This window comes from Ktedonospora formicarum (genome assembly GCF_016587355.1).
Taxonomy (GTDB): domain Bacteria; phylum Chloroflexota; class Ktedonobacteria; order Ktedonobacterales; family Ktedonobacteraceae; genus Ktedonobacter; species Ktedonobacter formicarum.
On the sequence record NZ_BNJF01000001.1, the window covers coordinates 3,780,484 to 3,797,727 of the forward strand.

The following is a 17,244-nucleotide window of genomic DNA, read 5'->3' on the forward strand; positions in this document are numbered from 1 at the left end:
ACTATATCGGGCATTCGCAGAATATCTTAGGCTTGGTCGGTGATAAAAACAATAAAAAAGGATAAGTGCAAGAAAGGTGTTGCCAAGCCAATGATGCGAAAAGATCATCAACGCAAACGAGCCTTGTGCCAATTGAGCAACGAAAACTATGTGTTGATTATGCAGTATACATGTTTTCTATACAGGTATCAACTGTTAGCTGATGTCTGGCCCTCCTTGACGCCGGTGTCAAGGAAGCGAAAAGACCTGTAGAAATGTACTAGGCAAATAATGAGAGCGTTTTGCCCCTCTCTTACTAGTGTAGTGCAATCTCCAACGCTACCGCCAGACTACTAGCGGTAAGCACCTTAAAATCTTTTGGCAAGCCCGCATCTTCTAGTTCGCCTCGTCCGCGAGAATCCTTGCCTGCGCTAGGAACAATGCAGCGTTTGAAGCCAAGTTTCGCTGACTCGCGAACACGCATTGCCAGGCGACTGACTGCACGTAATTCTCCTGAAAGGCCAACCTCACCTACCAATACCATATCAGAGGGAATATTCTTCTCGCGATAGCTTGAAGCGATGGCGGCTGCCACTCCCAGATCAATAGAAGGTTCTTCAAGGGTAAACCCACCAATGACATTCGCGTAGACATCATGATTGCCTACGGCGAGTCCAACGCGCTTGGTCAGGACCGCGAGCAGCATCAGCAGGCGATTATGCTCAATACCATTGGTTGTGCAACGTGCGTTCCCGAAATTGCTAGGGGTGACCAGAGCCTGTACCTCGACGAGCAGTGGACGTGTGCCCTCCATACTGACCACAATGGCCGAGCCCGTGGCTCCGTCCTCGCGATCAGCCAGGAAGACGGCGGAGGGGTTTGCAACCTCGACCATGCCTTCGCCATGCATCTCGAAGACACCAACCTCATGTGTCGCGCCAAAGCGATTCTTCACGCCACGCAAGAGGCGATAGGAGTGATATCTTTCGCCCTCAAGGTAAAGGACGGCATCGGCGATATGTTCCAAGGCCTTTGGACCAGCCACGGTTCCCTCTTTTGTCACATGTCCGATGATGAAAATAGGGACATGCGTGCTCTTTGCCAGTTGTACCAGTTGGAGTGTACACTCACGTACCTGACTGATGCTGCCGGGTGCTGACGTCAGGTGGCTGGCAATTAATGTTTGAATGGAATCAACGATCAAGAGCGATGGCTTGAGTCGATGAACGGCCTCCGTGATCGCATCAAGCTCAATGGAGGCAAGCAGGTAGAGGCGTTCGCCAGAAATATCAAGGCGTTCGGCGCGCATCTTAACCTGTTCTACCGATTCCTCGCCAGAGACATACAGCACAGGTCCCGTCGTCTGAGCAATAGAGCCTGAAACCTGAAGTAAGAGTGTAGATTTACCAATGCCTGGTTCACCACCAACCAGAATCACCGAACCAGGAACGAGTCCTCCTCCAAGTACACGATCCATTTCTGGATAGCCAACGGTGATCCGTGGCTGACTAAGAGGCTGGATGTCGGGAAGAACCAGGGGAATGTTAGTTCCCTGGGTAAGTGGAGCATGACTAAGGAGAGCCTGGCGACGTTGTTGAGTCGCGTTCTGGCTCTGTGAGGCCTCGACGACCTCTTCGAGCGTATTCCATGCGCCGCAATCGGGGCATTTTCCCATCCACTTGCTCTGCTCACCACCACATTGCTGGCAGACATATTTTGTGCGTATTTTTGGCATATACACGCTTTTTTTGAGCTGTAACAAGTAGTGGGGCATGAGTTGACATGCCCCACTACTTGTTTATGTTTTAGGATTCAGAACCTGAAGGATTCCCTTCACCGCCAGCCGAGAGCGCTGCCTCGGGTGCGGCGGGTGGTGGTAACTGCTCTATGCGATTACGCACTTGCAGGACCAATTCACCTTCGTCGACAATGGCTTCTACCAGATCACCGGGATGGAACTTGCCTTGCAGCAGTCCCTCCGCCAGAGCATCTTCAACCAGCTGCTGAATGGTGCGGCGCAATGGACGTGCACCATATTCTGGGTTGAAGCCCTTTTCGATCAAGAATTCCTTTGAAGGTTGTGGCACGACTAGCTCGATCTGCTGCTCTGTCAACTGCACGCGAACGCGGTTGAGCAGAAGGTCCACAATCGAATTCATCTCCTCCATACGCAGGGAATGGAAGACGATGACCTCGTCAATACGGTTCAAGAACTCAGGCTTGAAGGTATTGCGCAGTTCGCCCAGCACCTTACTCTTCATGGCATCATACTCAGCCTTATTGGCCTTGGCCTTGTCTTTCGACTGGCGGAAGCCCATTGACGCTTCCTTGTTTAGCAAGGAGGCACCAACGTTTGATGTCATGATGATGACGGTGTTGCGGAAGTCTACTGTGCGGCCCTTGGCATCCGTCAGCTTACCATCTTCAAGGATCTGAAGGAGCATGTTGAAGACGTCAGGGTGAGCCTTCTCGATTTCGTCGAGCAGGATGACACTGTAAGACTTGCGGCGAACGGCCTCAGTGAGCTGACCGCCTTCTTCATAACCGACATATCCAGGAGGGGCACCAACCAGGCGTGCAGCCGCGTGGCGCTCCATGAACTCTGACATGTCAATTTTGATCAAGGCCTCTTCGCTACCGAACATGAATTCGGCAAGCGCGCGAGCAAGCTCAGTTTTACCGACACCAGTGGGGCCCATAAAGATGAAGGAGCCAACAGGGCGCTTCGGATCTTTCAAGCCAGCGCGGGCGCGGCGAACGGCGCGTGAGATCTTTTCGATAGCCTCATTCTGTCCGATGACACGGGCATGGAGAGCTTCCTCCATCTGGAGCAAGCGCTGAGACTCTTCCTGAGCGATGCGCATTACCGGGATGCCGGTCCACATCGCTACAATCTGAGCGATCTCTTCCTCGCCGACAGTTGGCTTATCGGTACCACGTTCTTTCTGCCAACCGGACTCAAGCTTCGCGATCCTTTCGCGTAACTTCACCTCGCGGTCGCGCAGTTCAGCAGCCAGTTCATACTCCTGTTGCTGGATCGCGGCCTCTTTCTCGCGCAAGACCGACTCCAAGCCCTTCATGGCTTCTTTTAGATTGAGAGGAGCAAGCGAGTTCTGCATACGCACCCGGCTGGCGGCCTCGTCAATCAGGTCAATCGCCTTGTCAGGCATAAAGCGGTCGGTAATATAGCGACTTGCCATTTCGGTTGCGGCTCGCAGAGCTTCATCGGTGATAACCAGCCGATGGTGCTGCTCATAGCGTTCGCGGATACCCTTGAGGATCTCAATGGTTTCCTCGACCGATGGCTCGCGGACAATCACTTCCTGGAAGCGGCGTTGAAGTGCGGCATCGCGCTCAATGTACTTGCGGTACTCATCGAGCGTGGTGGCACCAATACACTGCAACTCGCCACGTGAGAGAGCGGGTTTGAGGATATTTGCGGCATCAACCGCGCCTTCAGCGGCACCTGCACCGACCAGGGTATGAACCTCGTCAATGAAGATGATGCAGTCGCGGCTATTGCGAATTTCCTCAATAATTTTCTTGAGGCGCTCCTCAAATTCGCCACGGTACTTAGTACCGGCGACCAGGGAGCCAACATCAAGCGTCAGGAGGCGCTTGTTTGCGAGAGTCTCTGGGACTTCACCAGCGATCAGGCGTTGGGCCAGACCTTCCACAATCGCGGTTTTACCGACACCCGGCTCACCGATAAGCGCGGGATTATTTTTATTACGACGTGAGAGAATCTGGATAACACGTTCGATTTCCTGATGGCGGCCAATGACCGGATCGAGCGTGCCAGCACGGGCGGCGGCTGTGAGGTCGATGCCCATCTGGTCGATAGTTGGAGTCTTCGAGTGTTTTGCATCCCGTTCTGGCGCGTTCGACTGGCTGAGCACCTGAATTGTCTGTGTGCGAACCTTTTCGAGGTTGACACCCAGGCTTTCCAGGACGCCTGCGGCAATGCCCTCGCCTTCGCGAACGAGTCCGAGCAGGAGATGTTCTGTACCGATATAGTGGTGATTTAAGCGGCGGGCCTCATCAACGGCGAGCTCAATGACCTTCTTCGCGCGAGGCGTCAGGCCAATTTCGCCGAGCACGATGCGATCTCCGCGCCCGATAATAAATTCAACGGCGCTCCGAACCTTGTTGAGTTCGACGCCGAGATTAGCCAAAACTTTTGCAGCAACACCCTCGCCTTCGCGTACAAGGCCCAGCAAGAGATGTTCTGTACCGATATAATTGTGCTGGAAGCGCTGAGCTTCCTCTTGAGCGAGGCTCAGAACTTTTCTGGCGCGCTCTGTGAATTTATCAAACCTATCTCTATCGTTCACCTGTTTGTCACCCCCCTTTCAGTGGCAGAGGGTGGAACCGAGCCCTCTGTGTCGCTCAGGTAAACCGTGTGATTCATCATACAACACCCAACATACAGCGTCAAGGATAACAACCGTAGCCTCCCGTCTGTCGTTACACGCTTATTGTCGTTTACTGAGAAACAATCGACCTCTAGCTGTTTTTCAATAGAGCGAGACAGCGAAGAGGTCGTCCGAATTTGTCTGTTCAGGTACATGGCACACATGATGTGCTATGACGTCTGTAAGAGAGAATTCTTCTTCTTCAAAAGACCTCCCTTTGTGTTCAATTCTTTCGTATGGGTTACTCTTATTGGAAGGCCTGAGCGCATTGATGCTAACTACATTAGGCGCTTTGGTTTTCCTTTAAGATGTTAGGATGGTGCATACTGTTGGATAACGGAAGAACTGAGAAGCCAGCCATGTTTGGAATTTATAGGCCTGTCTTTGCCTTTGTCGTGATACTTGGGAACCGTCTTGCTAAGGTGCACTTTGTATGAGTTTAAACATTCTCTGTAGTAGAGAGACCTGGTGCGAAGCCTGTGTGCAGCTGTGATTACCCTCAACATCCCAACATTGGAAAGACCCCTCAAATGTAACTGCTAAAATTGTCATGATAAACTGCGCATTTCATCATACACCACGCATTTTGCAGCGTCAAGTAGTTCCAAAATGTTGATTATAGTACGAAACCTGTCTCGCTTTGTTGTTCGCTTTCTCTGTCTTATGCTCAGTGGGATGAGGGCTAAGAAAAATTGTACCTCCCCTACCTGTTCATCATAGACAGGTAGGGGAGGTATCATGTTCTGATGGGCACTATCATCGTGTGCCCGGTTCGCGCTTACTCAGCCGAGTCAGGCTCGTCTTTGGTGCGCTGGCGAGCGGCCGCGCGGAAAGCCTCCGCCATGGCTGTTGTCTCGCCTACTTCGTCCTTGCCGCCGCGTTGCGCGCCCTCAGAGCCACGCTCGCGCCTCTCGGGGCGTTCGCGTTTGCGCTCTTCGGTTGGCGCTGCATTCTCCAGAGAAGGTGTGGTGGATTCCAGAGAAGGAATCGCCTCACGGGTGGCGATTGCAGCAGGAGCACTCTCAGTCGTTGTGGCTTCCGCGACTTCCGTCTGTTCCTCGCCAGTTGGCTCTGGTTCTGGCTCATCTACCTGGCGCAGGCTCAGACCGAGGCGACGGCGCTCAGGATCGATGCGTAGGATGCGAAGCTCCAACTGAGCACCCTCTTGCAGGACCGACTTGGGATCGGTGCCGGGAGTCAGCTCGGAGTGATGGATTAAGCCCTCGATGCCATCTTCGATGCGAGCGAACGCGCCGAAGGGAGCGATCTTGGTAACAGTGCCATTCACAAGCTGTCCAGGTGTGTAGCGCTGCTCCACAGTAGTCCAGGGATCAACCTCAGCGCGCTTGATCGAGAGCGCGATCTTCTTGCGCTCTTTATCGACGCTAAGTACCTGTACCTCGACCTCCTGGCCGACGTGCAGTACTTCGCTGGGATGGTTGACGCGGCTCCAGGCGAGCTGGCTGATATGAACCAGACCGTCTGCGCCACCCAGGTCTACGAAGGCGCCAAAGTTCGCCAAATTGCTGACGACACCTTTACGTACTTCACCGGGCTTGAGCTCTTCGAGCAGCTCTTCGCGGCGGCGCTGGCGCCACTCCTGAACGGCCATGCGCTCAGAGAGAATCAAGCGGTTGCGCGCGCGATTGATCTCAATAATCTTGAGCTGAAGCTCTTTGTCTTTCATCGCCTGCAACTTGGCAGCGGTCTCTTGATTCTCACCACCAGCCGCGACCTCTTCCCGCTTGAGGTTGAGGATCTGAGAGATAGGAACAAAGCCACGAATGCCGTTCACATCAACGATCAAGCCGCCTTTGTTAAAGTCGATGACTTTCGCCTTCAGGAGCTCACCGTTTTTGAACTGCTCTTCCGCGATACGCCACTGGCGCTCGGTATTGGCTCGTTTGAGCGAGAGAACCGCGTGCCCTTCATTGGTCTCAGGCTGAATGACATAGACCAGAACCTTGTCATTCAATCCAAGCTCATCAAAGGAGCCATACCCATTAGAGGGAAGCTCTCGCGTCGAGAGAACACCTTCAGACTTCAGGCCAATATCAACCAGAATCTCATCCTGGTCGATACGCACGATCACGCCTTCAACGACATCACCGCGTTTGATGTTGGTTGGACTTGGTGAGGCAGCCAGCAAGGCTTCCATGTCATTCTGGTTGTAGTCTTCCACGTCCTCTGAAGTGGTGTTCAGGTTATTGTTTTGTACTTGAGGGTCATTGCCTTCGATCATCGTCTGTACCCGCCCGCTGTTAGGATTTTCCGCTGGCATTGTCGAAAGGTTGCCGTGCTTTTCTTCTTGCATGGGTGAAACCCCCTTCGAACCACGGTTTTTGCCCATTTCGGAGGGACACTCCGGCCCTTGGTCTCGTTTATGCGTGTGTGGCAGTTTGGTGCTTATACTGTCTGGCTTGTTGCTTCTTCACTGGCGCAGGGCCAGGATGGATTGTGAAAACGAGATGGACCTTCAGTTTTTATGCCTGGGGAGTGTGCCATCGGAATCTGGGTCATCGGAGGAGGTGCTCAGGCGGTAATCGTTTCGGTCATCAATAAGAGTTCCCGGGTGACCAGGATGTGCGACCTGTTGCTTTGCCCTACAGAACGGTGATACGAAACGATACGCGCAGGCAAGTAAGCCATGTTCCTTATAAGAAAACCTGGACGCGTCAGCGCTAGTTGCGGTAGCGACGTTGGTTTTCACATAAGACCTAGTAGGCACATAAGTACCTGGACAAAGCATACCCCCACTCGATGGTGTAATTATACCAAATGCCGTCCTCGAATGCAAGGAGATACGCAGCCTTTTCGCAGTGCTCTCCGGTGTTTTTCTATCTTTCACATTGTACCACAATACCGCAAGCCCTTTCTTCTATGATAGAATGGAGGTATGCAAGGAAGAGGTTTGTACGAAAACACATCTATAATAGCGCGTCTCCGCACGCGCCTACAAGCGCCGGGGCCTGCCTATCCTCTGCTCGATCAGCTTGAGGGACGCCAACCTGGCGCGCGCCAGGCTGCGGTCCTGCTGGCTTTATATGAGCAGCAAGGCCAGTTATCGTTGCTCTTTATTCGGCGTGCCACTACTCTACGTGCTCATAGCGGCGAGATCGCGTTTCCAGGTGGAAGCGTGGAGCCGCGTGATGCCTCGCTGACCGCGACGGCGTTGCGCGAAGCCTGGGAGGAGGTTGGGTTGGTTCCAGAAGACGTTGAGGTGCTTGGGATGCTTCCACCAGTCTTTACGGTGGTGAGCAACTTTTTGATTGTACCAGTTGTGGGATATCTTGCGCAGGGACCGGGTGAACTCATACTTCAGCGTAGTGAGGTAGCTGAGACTATTGTGGCTCCTCTGGCTGCTCTAGCCGACCCATCTATTGCGCGCGTTGAGCACTGGACGCGCGGCGAGAAGACGCGCTCTGTCTACTTTTTTGACTACAATGCGTATTGTATATGGGGTGCGACGGGTCGCATTTTGCATACCCTTCTCTCCCTACTCCACCCAGATACTGAATAACTATCACGGGATAGCGCTTACCAATTAGTTCTATACCACTTGCGAATCTCTAAGATTTGGTTACAATTGAGATTGTAGTCGGAATGGCCTGTAGTGCGTCCGTTGTATGATGTCTCATTGAAGTAGTGGTTGGTCTGTAGCGCCCAGGTGGAGAATATCGTGACATTACCAACGCCAGATGCTCAAGTCTCACAACTTCTGCCCCAGAGACTCCAATTAAATGTGCCGTTACACTCGATGCCTGTTGAGTCCTCCCTCACATTTACCCCTTTTTCCCTCACGCCTCCTCCCCGTGAGTCGCGTGCACTTGTTGCTGAGCCCGTATCTGAAGCTGTCACTTTCTCCTTGGACCACACCCAGGGGCGTTTTAAGCCTTTGCCCGTCAGAAGCGCTGATTCCCGGCATTTTGTGCGACCTGCTGGGGATTTTCCGCGCGGCTGGATAGGCTCAGTGCTGGCCGATTGGGGAGCCTTCGCCTCATTGGTCGTGCTGGCTTGCCTTTTTCTCATGCTCCTGGGTGGGGGGGTTATGTTATTCGTAATGCTGCAATTCTAACAAGATACATATAATGCCACTTAATCACTCTAGAATGCTTATATGAACTGAGAAGGGGTGAAGACATCAGCACGGAATCACAATCCAGGGAGTAAGGTATGCGTATTCCTAATACATTGTGCAGGCGTACTCTTTATCCCACAATAAGCACGTAGCCAGGGAGCGAGCATAAGAGACAACACTGTCTGGGCTTTGCCGCTAGCATGGCCTGGTTTCTTATGCTTCAAAATTACCTGGAGTTGGCAGGGGGCTTTTCCTTGTCCAACCTCCGAGCACACTCGGAGGTTGGACAGGATCTTACTCCTGTGCTGCTGGTACGTTGTGCAATGTACGCGCATGCTGCACGCCTTTGACGATGGCGCGAGCCAGTGTCTCGGCTGCTGCTGCTCCTATCATGGTGACACGCTGCGCGGCAAGCGCGCCTCGCGCTTGCTGAGAGTCTCTTGTGCCCACTGAGAGGGCGAAGATCGCATCGCCGTCAAACATCGTATGCGCTGGCCGAATGACCTGCGCCATGCCGTCGTGTGCCATCTGCGCGACCTTCGTGCATTCGGCCTTGGTAAGCGTGGCTGTGGTTGCGATCACCGCTATCGTTGTATTGCTAAAAGGGTTGGGCGTAATTGTGCTCGAACCCAGGGGATCGCGTGTCCCCGCGATGATCTGCTGGGTTTGGGGATCATAAATATTACCTAGTGCGTTAACGATCACAAGAGCGGCGACCAGGGTGCCATCCGGCAACTGCGTGCTGGCCGATCCTAATCCGCCTTTCATAGCGAGCAGGGGACTGGCGAGTTTGCCGACGGTGGCTCCCGTTCCTGCGCCGATATTGCCCTGCTCTACAGGATCAGAGCTTGCCTGCTGACTGGCCCTATAGCCAGCTTCCGCGTCCGGGCGCACTTGCGCTGAGCCAATTGCCAGGTCGAAGATCGCGGCTGCGGGAACAATGGGAACGCGTGCAACTCCGGTGTCGATCCCTTTGTTGTGCTCTTCGAGATAACGCATGACACCAGCCGCCGCGTTGAGTCCGAAGGCGCTCCCTCCAGTCAACAAGATGGCGTGGACCTCATCAACCATATGGATCGGGTTGAGTAGGTCTGTCTCGCGTGTGGCGGGTGCGCTTCCTCGTACATCAACTCCCCCGGTTGCTTCCATATCGCAGAGAATGACGGTGCAGCCAGTCGCTGCTTCAAAGTTGGTGTCGTGTCCAACGCGAATTCCTGGGATGTCTGTGATGTCGTCATGCATGGCTTTTGTCCTCACCTTTCATAATGGTGTGTTTCTAAAAGGACCCAAAAAGTTGCGCGCAACTTTTTGGGTCCTTTTAGAAACACATTTGCCTTAGAGGTGTTCGCTGGTGGCGGCGCGGCGTAGGCGCTCAATGGCCTGCGCTACAGACTCCTTCTTGTTATAGACAGAGGAGCCAGCGACGAGTAGATTGGCACCAGCCTTAACAACCTGGGCGGCTGTCTTCTCCGAGATACCGCCATCAACTTCAATATCGCAACTGAGGTGGCGCTCGGCTAGCATGCGCCGTAACTCAACGATTTTGGGCAGGGTCTCAGGGATGAGTTCCTGTCCTCCAAAGCCTGGATTTATGGTCATGACCAGCACCATATCCAGCAGTGAGAGCATATCTTTGAGCATGAAGACGGGTGTAGAAGGGTTGATCGCCACCCCTGCTCGTTTGCCCGCTGCCTTAATCTGTTTAATGACACGGTGCAGGTGCGGACAGACCTCTTGATGGACAATGATGATATCCGCTCCAGCCTGCGCGAAGGTTTCAATATACTCCTGGGGATTAGTAATCATCAGGTGAGCCTCAAGTGGTAGTCGCGTTACACGGCGTACGGCCTCGACAACCAGTGGCCCCATTGTGATATTTGGCACAAAGTGTCCATCCATCACATCGATCTGAATACGCTCAGCTCCTCCTGCTTCGGCCTCGCGTACCTGTTCGCCCAGGCGCGCGAAGTCTGCCGAGAGAATCGAGGGAACGATTTCGATCATCTGAATCCCCTTTCTCTAAAATTTATGTGTCAGCTTGGAGGCAGCGGCTGTGTCAAAGAGCCAGGTGACTTCTCCCTGCGTTGGGCGAACCAGTTGCGCTGGATACTCTTCAGGATTATGTTGCCCTTCGATGACCTCCTTAACCGCCTCGGCTTTGTCCTGTCCGGTGACCAAGAAGAGCACATGGCGCGCGGCTGTCAATACAGGTGGGGTAAAGGTCAGACGTGCGGGGGGAGGCTTGGGCACACTGACCGGCATCACCAGGCGCTCGTTCTCTTTCAGCGAGGGCTGGTGAGGGAAGAGCGAAGCGGTATGGGCCTCGGGTCCCATGCCCAGCAGGATCAGATCGAATTCTGGCACATCAGAGGTTTTGAAGACGCGATGCATCTCATCGGTATATGCTTGCGAAGCCGCGTCGCGGTTATCCTGCTCAGCGAGCATACGATGTACCTGGTTGGCGGGAACGGGTATTTTGCTGATGAGCGTATCAAGTGCCATCTTGTAGCAGCTGTCCGCGCTATCGGGTGGCACGCAACGCTCGTCAGACCAGAAGAGTTCTACCAGGTTCCAGTCAATCTGGCTAGTGTAGGGTTCGGAGGCAAGCAGATTGTAGAGAGCCTTGGGAGTATTGCCGCCCGAGAGTGAAAAGGTGAAGCGTCCATGGTCAGCGATCGCTTCTTGCGCTACCTGGATTACATAGCGAGCCGCTGCCTGGCTCAGATTTTCCAGGCTTGAGTACGAGGAGATATGTCTATTCTGCATATTTCTAATGCTCCTGGTTGATAGATGTTGTGACATATGATTCTAAGACAACAGCGTTCTGCAGGGGTCATAGGGTGTGGGCTGATTTGCCATTGGCAAATCAGCCCACACCCTATGACCCCTGCGAAGCGCGTGAGCGCTGAGAAGTCGCTGACTTTGCATAGCCCTACTCTGAGTATAACAAGGCTCACACGCTCGACAAGCAGAATTGTAGCGCTATTGCTCTTCTACAAGCAGGTCATAGATTTCATTCAGTGCCGCCTCATATTGGCGATCATGTCCAACGATTTCTAGTTCATCGTGCAGTAAGGTACTGGCAACGTCAGCGCTATCCTGACCCAGGCTGACTGTGCGCTGGTGCCGTGTGCCTTCTGGCAACTCTACTGAGGTCAGAGCGTGGTCTGCCCCATCGGCGCGATCAATCGTGAACGTGACGTGTTTGTTGTCCACAGTGCTCAGCAAGCGTACCAGGCACAGGGTACCGGGTGGTAGTTCAGGCTGAAGGCGTGGGCGAATGGAGATGCTCCCAAATCCACTGTGGGCAATGATTCCATCTGCAGTAGGTATTGGAAGTTTGCCAGTAGAATGTGACGTATACCAGGTATGCTCGCCCGTGGCTGTGTTGTGAACATTGCGCTGATGATTGTGATCGATCTCCCATGACAGGCTCCTGAGCAACCATGCCGAAAGCATAAGTGCTCGCGTCGGATTGATTTGGTAGCTAGCCTCTTTATTGCCTTCGGGTGTTGTCTGAGGAGTGGAGACGGCATGCTCGATCTCTATGCGATAGATACCGCTCAAGTATTGTTGGTATTCAGGCACGTCAAAGAATTGAGCGATGAGTTGACGCCAGGGCGTGATCCGCCCCCAGTTCAGATCACTCAATGCCCAGGGGGACGCGTTCCCTATCATGGACGCGAGATGTGCCAGGCTTTGTTCTGGACGGGTAAAGTGGTCGGAGTCGACTATGACGCGACTGCTAATCCCGGCCAGGTAAGTGAAAGCGCTGGTCTCATGCGGCGGATCAGCCAGCCACCAGAGATAAATGGGCAGATCTGGCTTGAACAGTGGTTGGATGATCGTCGCGGCTGAGTGGATGGCGGGGCCAGCTAGCCTGAGCGTGATTTGCTCAAAGTTGTGGCGCATAATATCGGAGATGATCGGGAAAGAGCGGAGCGTCACCCACGTGCTAACATCTGTGGGAGCGCTCTCGCTGGAATCAAGGATAAGCAATATCACGCGCGCGATATGGGTACTACACAGATCGCGTAGAAGCGAACTGGCGCGCTGCGCGGACTCGACATCCGGCGCACAGATGACGAAATTGAGAACGCTTGCTCGTACATTTACGTTCTGGCTGATGCGAACGTTGTCTGCGGACAGGTGCCAGAGAGAGGTAAGCACCTCTTCGGCCTCTTCCATGCGTACCAATTTTCCGGCCCAGGCGAGATTCTTGCCTGGTTGTTCAAAGGATGCCTTCGTCATTCCCGTTCCCCTTCATCGAAGTGAACCTCATTGTTCATGTGTACCACGTTGTGCTACATTTTCCCATGCTACAAACTATGCTTTGCGCTGCTATCCTCAGGAATGGCGTCAACACATTAGGGCCGACGCCAGCGGAAGCCATCGCGCCAGATGAACTCATCGGCGCCCTGGGGACCCCAGGTTCCAGACTCATAGGTGTGGATGGTCGCGGGTGATTCATTCTTCCAGGCATCAAGGATGCCCTGAACGAAGGTCCATGCTGCCTCTACTTCATCGCGGCGGGTGAAGAGTGTAGAGTCTCCAAGCATCGAATCGAGCAAGAGACGCTCATATGCCTCTGGCTGCTCGCGTACGAATGATGAACCATAGAAGAAGTCCATGTTCACCGAGCGGATCTGCTGATCTGTGCCGGGAACCTTCGCGCCAAACTTCAGCGAAATGCCCTCATCTGGTTGGATGCGTAGTGTCAACACGTTTGGCTCGACCTGCCCCTGGGATTCGTTCTGCTTGAAGATCATCAGAGGCGGTTGTTTGAACTGAATCGCGATCTCTGTCACACGCTTGGGAAGGTGCTTTCCAGTTCTTAGGTAAAATGGTACGCCCGCCCAACGCCAGTTGTCAATGAAAAGTTTCATCGCGACGTAGGTTTCGGTATTGGAACCGGGCTGGACGCCATTCTCGGACTGGTAACCAGGTACCTGATGTCCACCGACGTAGCCGGGGCCATATTGGGCGCGCACAGTGTTCTGAAGTGCCTCGCGACCTGAGAGTGGCTGTAGGGCATGCAGGACTTTCACCTTCTCGTCACGGACCGCGTTAGCGTCGAAGGCGATTGGTGGCTCCATAGCGACCAGTGTTAGCAACTGGAGCATATGGTTCTGGATCATATCGCGGATCGCGCCCGATTCTTCATAGTAGCCGCCACGTCCCTCAATACCGATATTCTCAGCCACGGTAATCTGGACCTGATCGATATAGCGGCGATTCCAGATGGGTTCAAAGATGCCGTTCGCCAGGCGGAAGACCAGGATATTCTGTACAGTCTCTTTGCCCAGGTAGTGGTCAATACGATAGATCTGCTCTTCCTTGAAGACCTTGCCGATCTGGCGATTGAGCTCACGGGCTGAGGGCAGATCATGACCAAAGGGCTTTTCGACGATGATGCGTGTCCAGCCCTTGCGGTTACGGTTGAGTCCGGCGGCTCCCAGGTTTTGGATGATGGTTGGGTACTGGCTGGGGGGAGTCGACAGGTAGAAGATGCGGTTGCCGCTGGTTCCTCGTTCCTGGTCAAGGCGATTGAGTAGGGCGGCGAGCTTCTCATATCCTTCGGGTTCATGGAAGTCTGATTGCAGGTAGAAGAGGCCGTTGGAGAAGCTCTCCCAAACTTGTTCGTTGACTGGTTTTTGACGCGAGAACTCATTGATGGAATCGAGCGCCTGCTTGCGGAAGATCTCATCATTATATGGGCGGCGCGCAAACGCCACGACGGAGAATCCGGCTGGCAGTGGATGCTCCAGGGCCAGGTTGTAGAGCGCTGGCAGTAACTTGCGGTGGGTCAGGTCGCCGGTAGCACCGAAGATGACCATCACGCATGGCTCTGGGCTTTGTTTGATGCGTAGCCCCTCGCGAAAGGGGTTGGGCGCCTCGACTACGCTACGCTGAGGCATGAGTGTAATCTCCTAGTTTCAAGAATTGTCTGTGTACTCCTTATAAGAAAACCTGAGCACTTTGGCATGAGCCGCGAGAGCGGTGTGGGTTTTCACATAAGATTGTAATAAGTTCTTATCAATTTCAGGATGTGCGTATCGGGTGCTTTACCCTGCTGGCGGCGTATTGCCGATCCCTATCCGGCTTGGCATCCGGCCCGGTTGGGGGGGCGCCAGTTCGCCTGGCGCTCCCCTTGTTTTTCCAGGCGCTATCAGGTTTCCTACTTGGAGGACTTGACCGCGTGACCACCGAACTCGTTACGCAGGGCGGCGAGCACCTTCGCGGAGAAGGATTCGTCCTGGCGGGAGTGGAAACGCTCGAAGAGGGAGAGGGTAATGACCGGGGCGGGCACATCGGTATCGATAGCCTGCTGAATGGTCCAGCGACCCTCGCCGGAGTCCTCGACGTAGCCCTTGAGGTTCTGTAGGTCCGGATCCTTCTCGAACGCGGACTCGGCTAGCTCAAGTAGCCAGGAGCGAACGACGCTTCCCTGCATCCACAGATGCGAGATGGCATGAAGATCAAAGTCATATTGTTTGGCGGCGCGCAGGATTTCAAAGCCTTCGCCATATGCCTGCATCATACCATACTCAATGCCATTGTGTACCATCTTGACGAAGTGGCCTGCGCCAGCAGGGCCACAATGGAGGTAGCCATCGGGTGGCGCGAGGGTCTTGATCAGAGGCTCAACATACTCAAACGTGCTCTTCTCGCCACCAACCATCAGGCAGTAGCCAACTTTCAGGCCCCAGATACCGCCGCTGGTTCCGGCATCCATGAACTGGAAACCCTTCTCGGTGACTTCTTTGCTGCGGCGGATAGAATCTTTGTACATGGAATTGCCACCGTCGATAATGATGTCGCCCTTGTTGAGGTAAGGGATGACTTCATTAATCATGTCATCGGTAGCCTGACCGGCGGGAACCATGACCCATACGACGCGAGGTGACTGGTTGAGTTTGCCTACCAACTCTTTAATGCTGTATGCGCCCTCGGCACCCTCTGTAACGATCTCGTCAGTCTTTGCTGCGGTGCGGTTCCAGGCGACAACGCGATGATCTTCGCGTAGCAGGCGGCGTACCATGTTCGCGCCCATGCGGCCAAGGCCAATAAACCCGATCTCCATTATACTTCTCCTTTATATTTGTATACATGTCTCCGCTTGTCGTGAGCGAAATAGAATACTTCTTATCGAAAACCTGAGCGCGAGAGCGCTAGCCGCGAGAGCGGCGTAGGTTTTCGGCTAAGAGGTTACTTCTTATCGAAAACCTGAGCGCGAGAGCGCTAGCTACGTCAGTAGCGTTGGTCCTCGTTTAACCTAAAGCAGGGAAACGAAACGACAATATATACTTATTTTATGCGCTCTTCCATGGCTCTTCCATGAAGAACGAGCGCGCGCCAGAATATGGGGCAGGGATTTTTGTCCCCCTCCCCTTTGGCTACCAGTACTAAAAAGCACAGGTTAGCCGTGCCTTGCGAGCCCCTCACAGAGTACGCGACCCGCGCAAAGCGCGAGTCGCTACCCGCAAGTGAGTTTCAATCTACATCAAAGGTGCTTGTGATTCCTCTCCGAACCCTCAATGTTTGGGCTTCTTCGAAGATCTTAGTCAGCAACCTGCTCTTTTAGAGCCTGTTTCTTCTTCTCGATGCCATCAAAGAGCTGGTGGAAGGAGTCGACGAACTTCTGCACGCCCTCGTCCTGCAACTGCTTGGTGATCTCGTCATAGTGGATGCCCTGCTGCTCAAGCGCATCAAGGCTCTTCTTTGCACCGTCGATATCATTCTCGATGGTGTTGCGTGCGACGCCGTGATCGCGGAAGTTGTTGATGGTATCAAGTGGCATCGTATCGACGGTGTCAGGTCCAATCAGCTCTTCAGCGTAGAGCACATCACGGTAGGCAGGGTTCTTGGTGCTGGTGCTGGCCCAGAGTGGGCGCTGCACATGAGCGCCAGCGTGCCGCAGTGTCTCGAAGCGAGGGGTATTGAAGAACTTCTTGAAGTCCTGGTAAACGAGGCGCGCGTTGGCAATCGCGGCCTTGCCTTCGAGTTCCTTCAAGGAGGCCTCTCCGCCCGCTTTGATCTTGTCTTCAAGCAACTTGTCGACGAGCGTATCTACGCGGCTGACGAAGAAGCTAGCGACCGAGGCCAGGCGGCTGATATCTTTGCCCTCACCATTGCGGTCCTCAAGAGCGCGCAGGTAAGCGTCTGCAACCTCGCTATAGGATTGAAGCGAGAAGATCAGGGTAATGTTGACGTTGATTCCCTTACGGAGAGTCTCGTAGATGGCGGGAATTCCAGCAGGTGTTGCTGGAATCTTGATCATCAGATTAGGGCGCTGAACCAGATTCCAGAAGCGCTCGGCTTCCGCGATAGTGCCCTCGGTATTGTTGGCGAGCTCTGGTGAGACTTCGAGGCTGACATAGCCATCCTTGCCTTCTGTGCGGTCATAGATAGGGCGCAGCAGATCGGCGACGGTGCGGATGTCCTGGATTACCAGCTCCTCGTAGATTTCGTTTGTGCTCTTGCCAGCTTTGATGAGAGCCTGCATTTGCTCGTCGTAGGAGTGGCCCGCGCTAATCGATTTCTCAAAAATGGTAGGGTTGGCGGTGACGCCAAGGATACCATCTGCCTCAAGCATCTTCTGGAACGCGCCCGATGCGAGCTGAGCGCGGTCAATATTGTCATACCAGACGCTCTGACCCTGGCTTTGTAGTTGTAGCAGTGGATTGGTCATACAATCACTCCTTTATGTACTATCTATGCGAAAACCTGAGCCTGCTGTGCCCCCTCATGGAGGTCTGCGTTCGCCACGAG

12 protein-coding genes are annotated in these 17,244 nt (G+C 53.8%); 2 read left to right on the top strand and 10 right to left on the bottom strand.

All coding sequences use genetic code 11. The annotated features are described in order from the left end of the window. Positions 1-295 precede the first annotated feature (295 nt). The 3 genes from radA to K3T82_RS16240 all read right to left on the bottom strand — a co-directional run bounded on the left by radA (position 296) and on the right by K3T82_RS16240 (position 6,708). Positions 296-1,714: a DNA repair protein RadA gene (gene radA, locus K3T82_RS16230; protein WP_236031180.1), complete on the bottom strand. Its 1,419-nt coding sequence runs from the start codon at positions 1,712-1,714 to the stop codon at positions 296-298. 70 nt (positions 1,715-1,784) lie between these two features. Beyond that, positions 1,785-4,313: an ATP-dependent Clp protease ATP-binding subunit gene (locus tag K3T82_RS16235; RefSeq protein ID WP_220194480.1), complete on the bottom strand. Its 2,529-nt coding sequence runs from the start codon at positions 4,311-4,313 to the stop codon at positions 1,785-1,787. An 859-nt stretch (positions 4,314-5,172) separates the two neighbouring features. Then, positions 5,173-6,708: a 30S ribosomal protein S1 gene (locus K3T82_RS16240; protein ID WP_220194481.1), complete on the bottom strand. Its 1,536-nt coding sequence runs from the start codon at positions 6,706-6,708 to the stop codon at positions 5,173-5,175. Positions 6,709-7,305: 597 nt separating this feature from the next. Here K3T82_RS16240 and K3T82_RS16245 point away from each other — a divergent pair. Further along, a complete protein-coding gene (locus K3T82_RS16245) occupies positions 7,306-7,914 on the top strand; it encodes an NUDIX hydrolase (protein WP_220194482.1) in 609 nt (202 codons plus the stop codon). A 159-nt stretch (positions 7,915-8,073) separates the two neighbouring features. Next, positions 8,074-8,469: a hypothetical protein gene (locus K3T82_RS16250; RefSeq protein WP_220194483.1), complete on the top strand. Its 396-nt coding sequence runs from the start codon at positions 8,074-8,076 to the stop codon at positions 8,467-8,469. 297 nt (positions 8,470-8,766) lie between these two features. On the opposite strand, the gene K3T82_RS16255 is transcribed toward K3T82_RS16250, so the two are convergent. From K3T82_RS16255 to tal, 7 genes are all read right to left on the bottom strand, one after another. Further along, complete coding sequence (locus K3T82_RS16255) at positions 8,767-9,714, bottom strand: P1 family peptidase (protein WP_220194484.1); 948 nt, start codon at positions 9,712-9,714, stop codon at positions 8,767-8,769. Between the two features lie 93 nt (positions 9,715-9,807). Continuing rightward, positions 9,808-10,476, bottom strand: coding sequence for a ribulose-phosphate 3-epimerase (rpe, locus tag K3T82_RS16260; RefSeq protein ID WP_220194485.1), 669 nt, complete (start codon positions 10,474-10,476; stop codon positions 9,808-9,810). Between the two features lie 15 nt (positions 10,477-10,491). Next, a complete protein-coding gene (pgl, locus tag K3T82_RS16265) occupies positions 10,492-11,238 on the bottom strand; it encodes a 6-phosphogluconolactonase (RefSeq protein WP_220194486.1) in 747 nt (248 codons plus the stop codon). A 216-nt stretch (positions 11,239-11,454) separates the two neighbouring features. Continuing rightward, entirely contained in the window at positions 11,455-12,723 is a 1,269-nt protein-coding gene (locus K3T82_RS16270; RefSeq protein WP_220194487.1) for a glucose-6-phosphate dehydrogenase assembly protein OpcA, read from the bottom strand. 116 nt (positions 12,724-12,839) lie between these two features. Then, the gene (gene zwf, locus K3T82_RS16275) at positions 12,840-14,390 is read right to left on the bottom strand and encodes a glucose-6-phosphate dehydrogenase (RefSeq protein WP_220194488.1); all 1,551 of its coding nucleotides are present in this window, start codon (positions 14,388-14,390) and stop codon (positions 12,840-12,842) included. A 260-nt stretch (positions 14,391-14,650) separates the two neighbouring features. Next, positions 14,651-15,556, bottom strand: a complete 906-nt coding sequence (gene gnd, locus K3T82_RS16280) for a phosphogluconate dehydrogenase (NAD(+)-dependent, decarboxylating) (protein WP_220194489.1) — start codon at positions 15,554-15,556, stop codon at positions 14,651-14,653. 477 nt (positions 15,557-16,033) lie between these two features. Next, on the bottom strand, positions 16,034-17,164 hold the full coding sequence (gene tal / locus K3T82_RS16285; protein ID WP_220194490.1) for a transaldolase: 1,131 nt from the start codon (positions 17,162-17,164) through the stop codon (positions 16,034-16,036). Positions 17,165-17,244: the final 80 nt, after the last annotated feature.

What these genes read in the sequence shown, in the direction of transcription:
- radA (WP_236031180.1), bottom strand. Translation starts at nt 1,714, where the DNA reads ATGCCAAAAATACGCACAAAATATGTCTGCCAGCAATGTGGTGGTGAG.
- K3T82_RS16240 (WP_220194481.1), bottom strand. Translation starts at nt 6,708, where the DNA reads ATGCAAGAAGAAAAGCACGGCAACCTTTCGACAATGCCAGCGGAAAAT.
- K3T82_RS16255 (WP_220194484.1), bottom strand. Translation starts at nt 9,714, where the DNA reads ATGCATGACGACATCACAGACATCCCAGGAATTCGCGTTGGACACGAC.
- rpe (WP_220194485.1), bottom strand. Translation starts at nt 10,476, where the DNA reads ATGATCGAAATCGTTCCCTCGATTCTCTCGGCAGACTTCGCGCGCCTG.
- pgl (WP_220194486.1), bottom strand. Translation starts at nt 11,238, where the DNA reads ATGCAGAATAGACATATCTCCTCGTACTCAAGCCTGGAAAATCTGAGC.
- K3T82_RS16270 (WP_220194487.1), bottom strand. Translation starts at nt 12,723, where the DNA reads ATGACGAAGGCATCCTTTGAACAACCAGGCAAGAATCTCGCCTGGGCC.
- zwf (WP_220194488.1), bottom strand. Translation starts at nt 14,390, where the DNA reads ATGCCTCAGCGTAGCGTAGTCGAGGCGCCCAACCCCTTTCGCGAGGGG.
- gnd (WP_220194489.1), bottom strand. Translation starts at nt 15,556, where the DNA reads ATGGAGATCGGGTTTATTGGCCTTGGCCGCATGGGCGCGAACATGGTA.
- tal (WP_220194490.1), bottom strand. Translation starts at nt 17,164, where the DNA reads ATGACCAATCCACTGCTACAACTACAAAGCCAGGGTCAGAGCGTCTGG.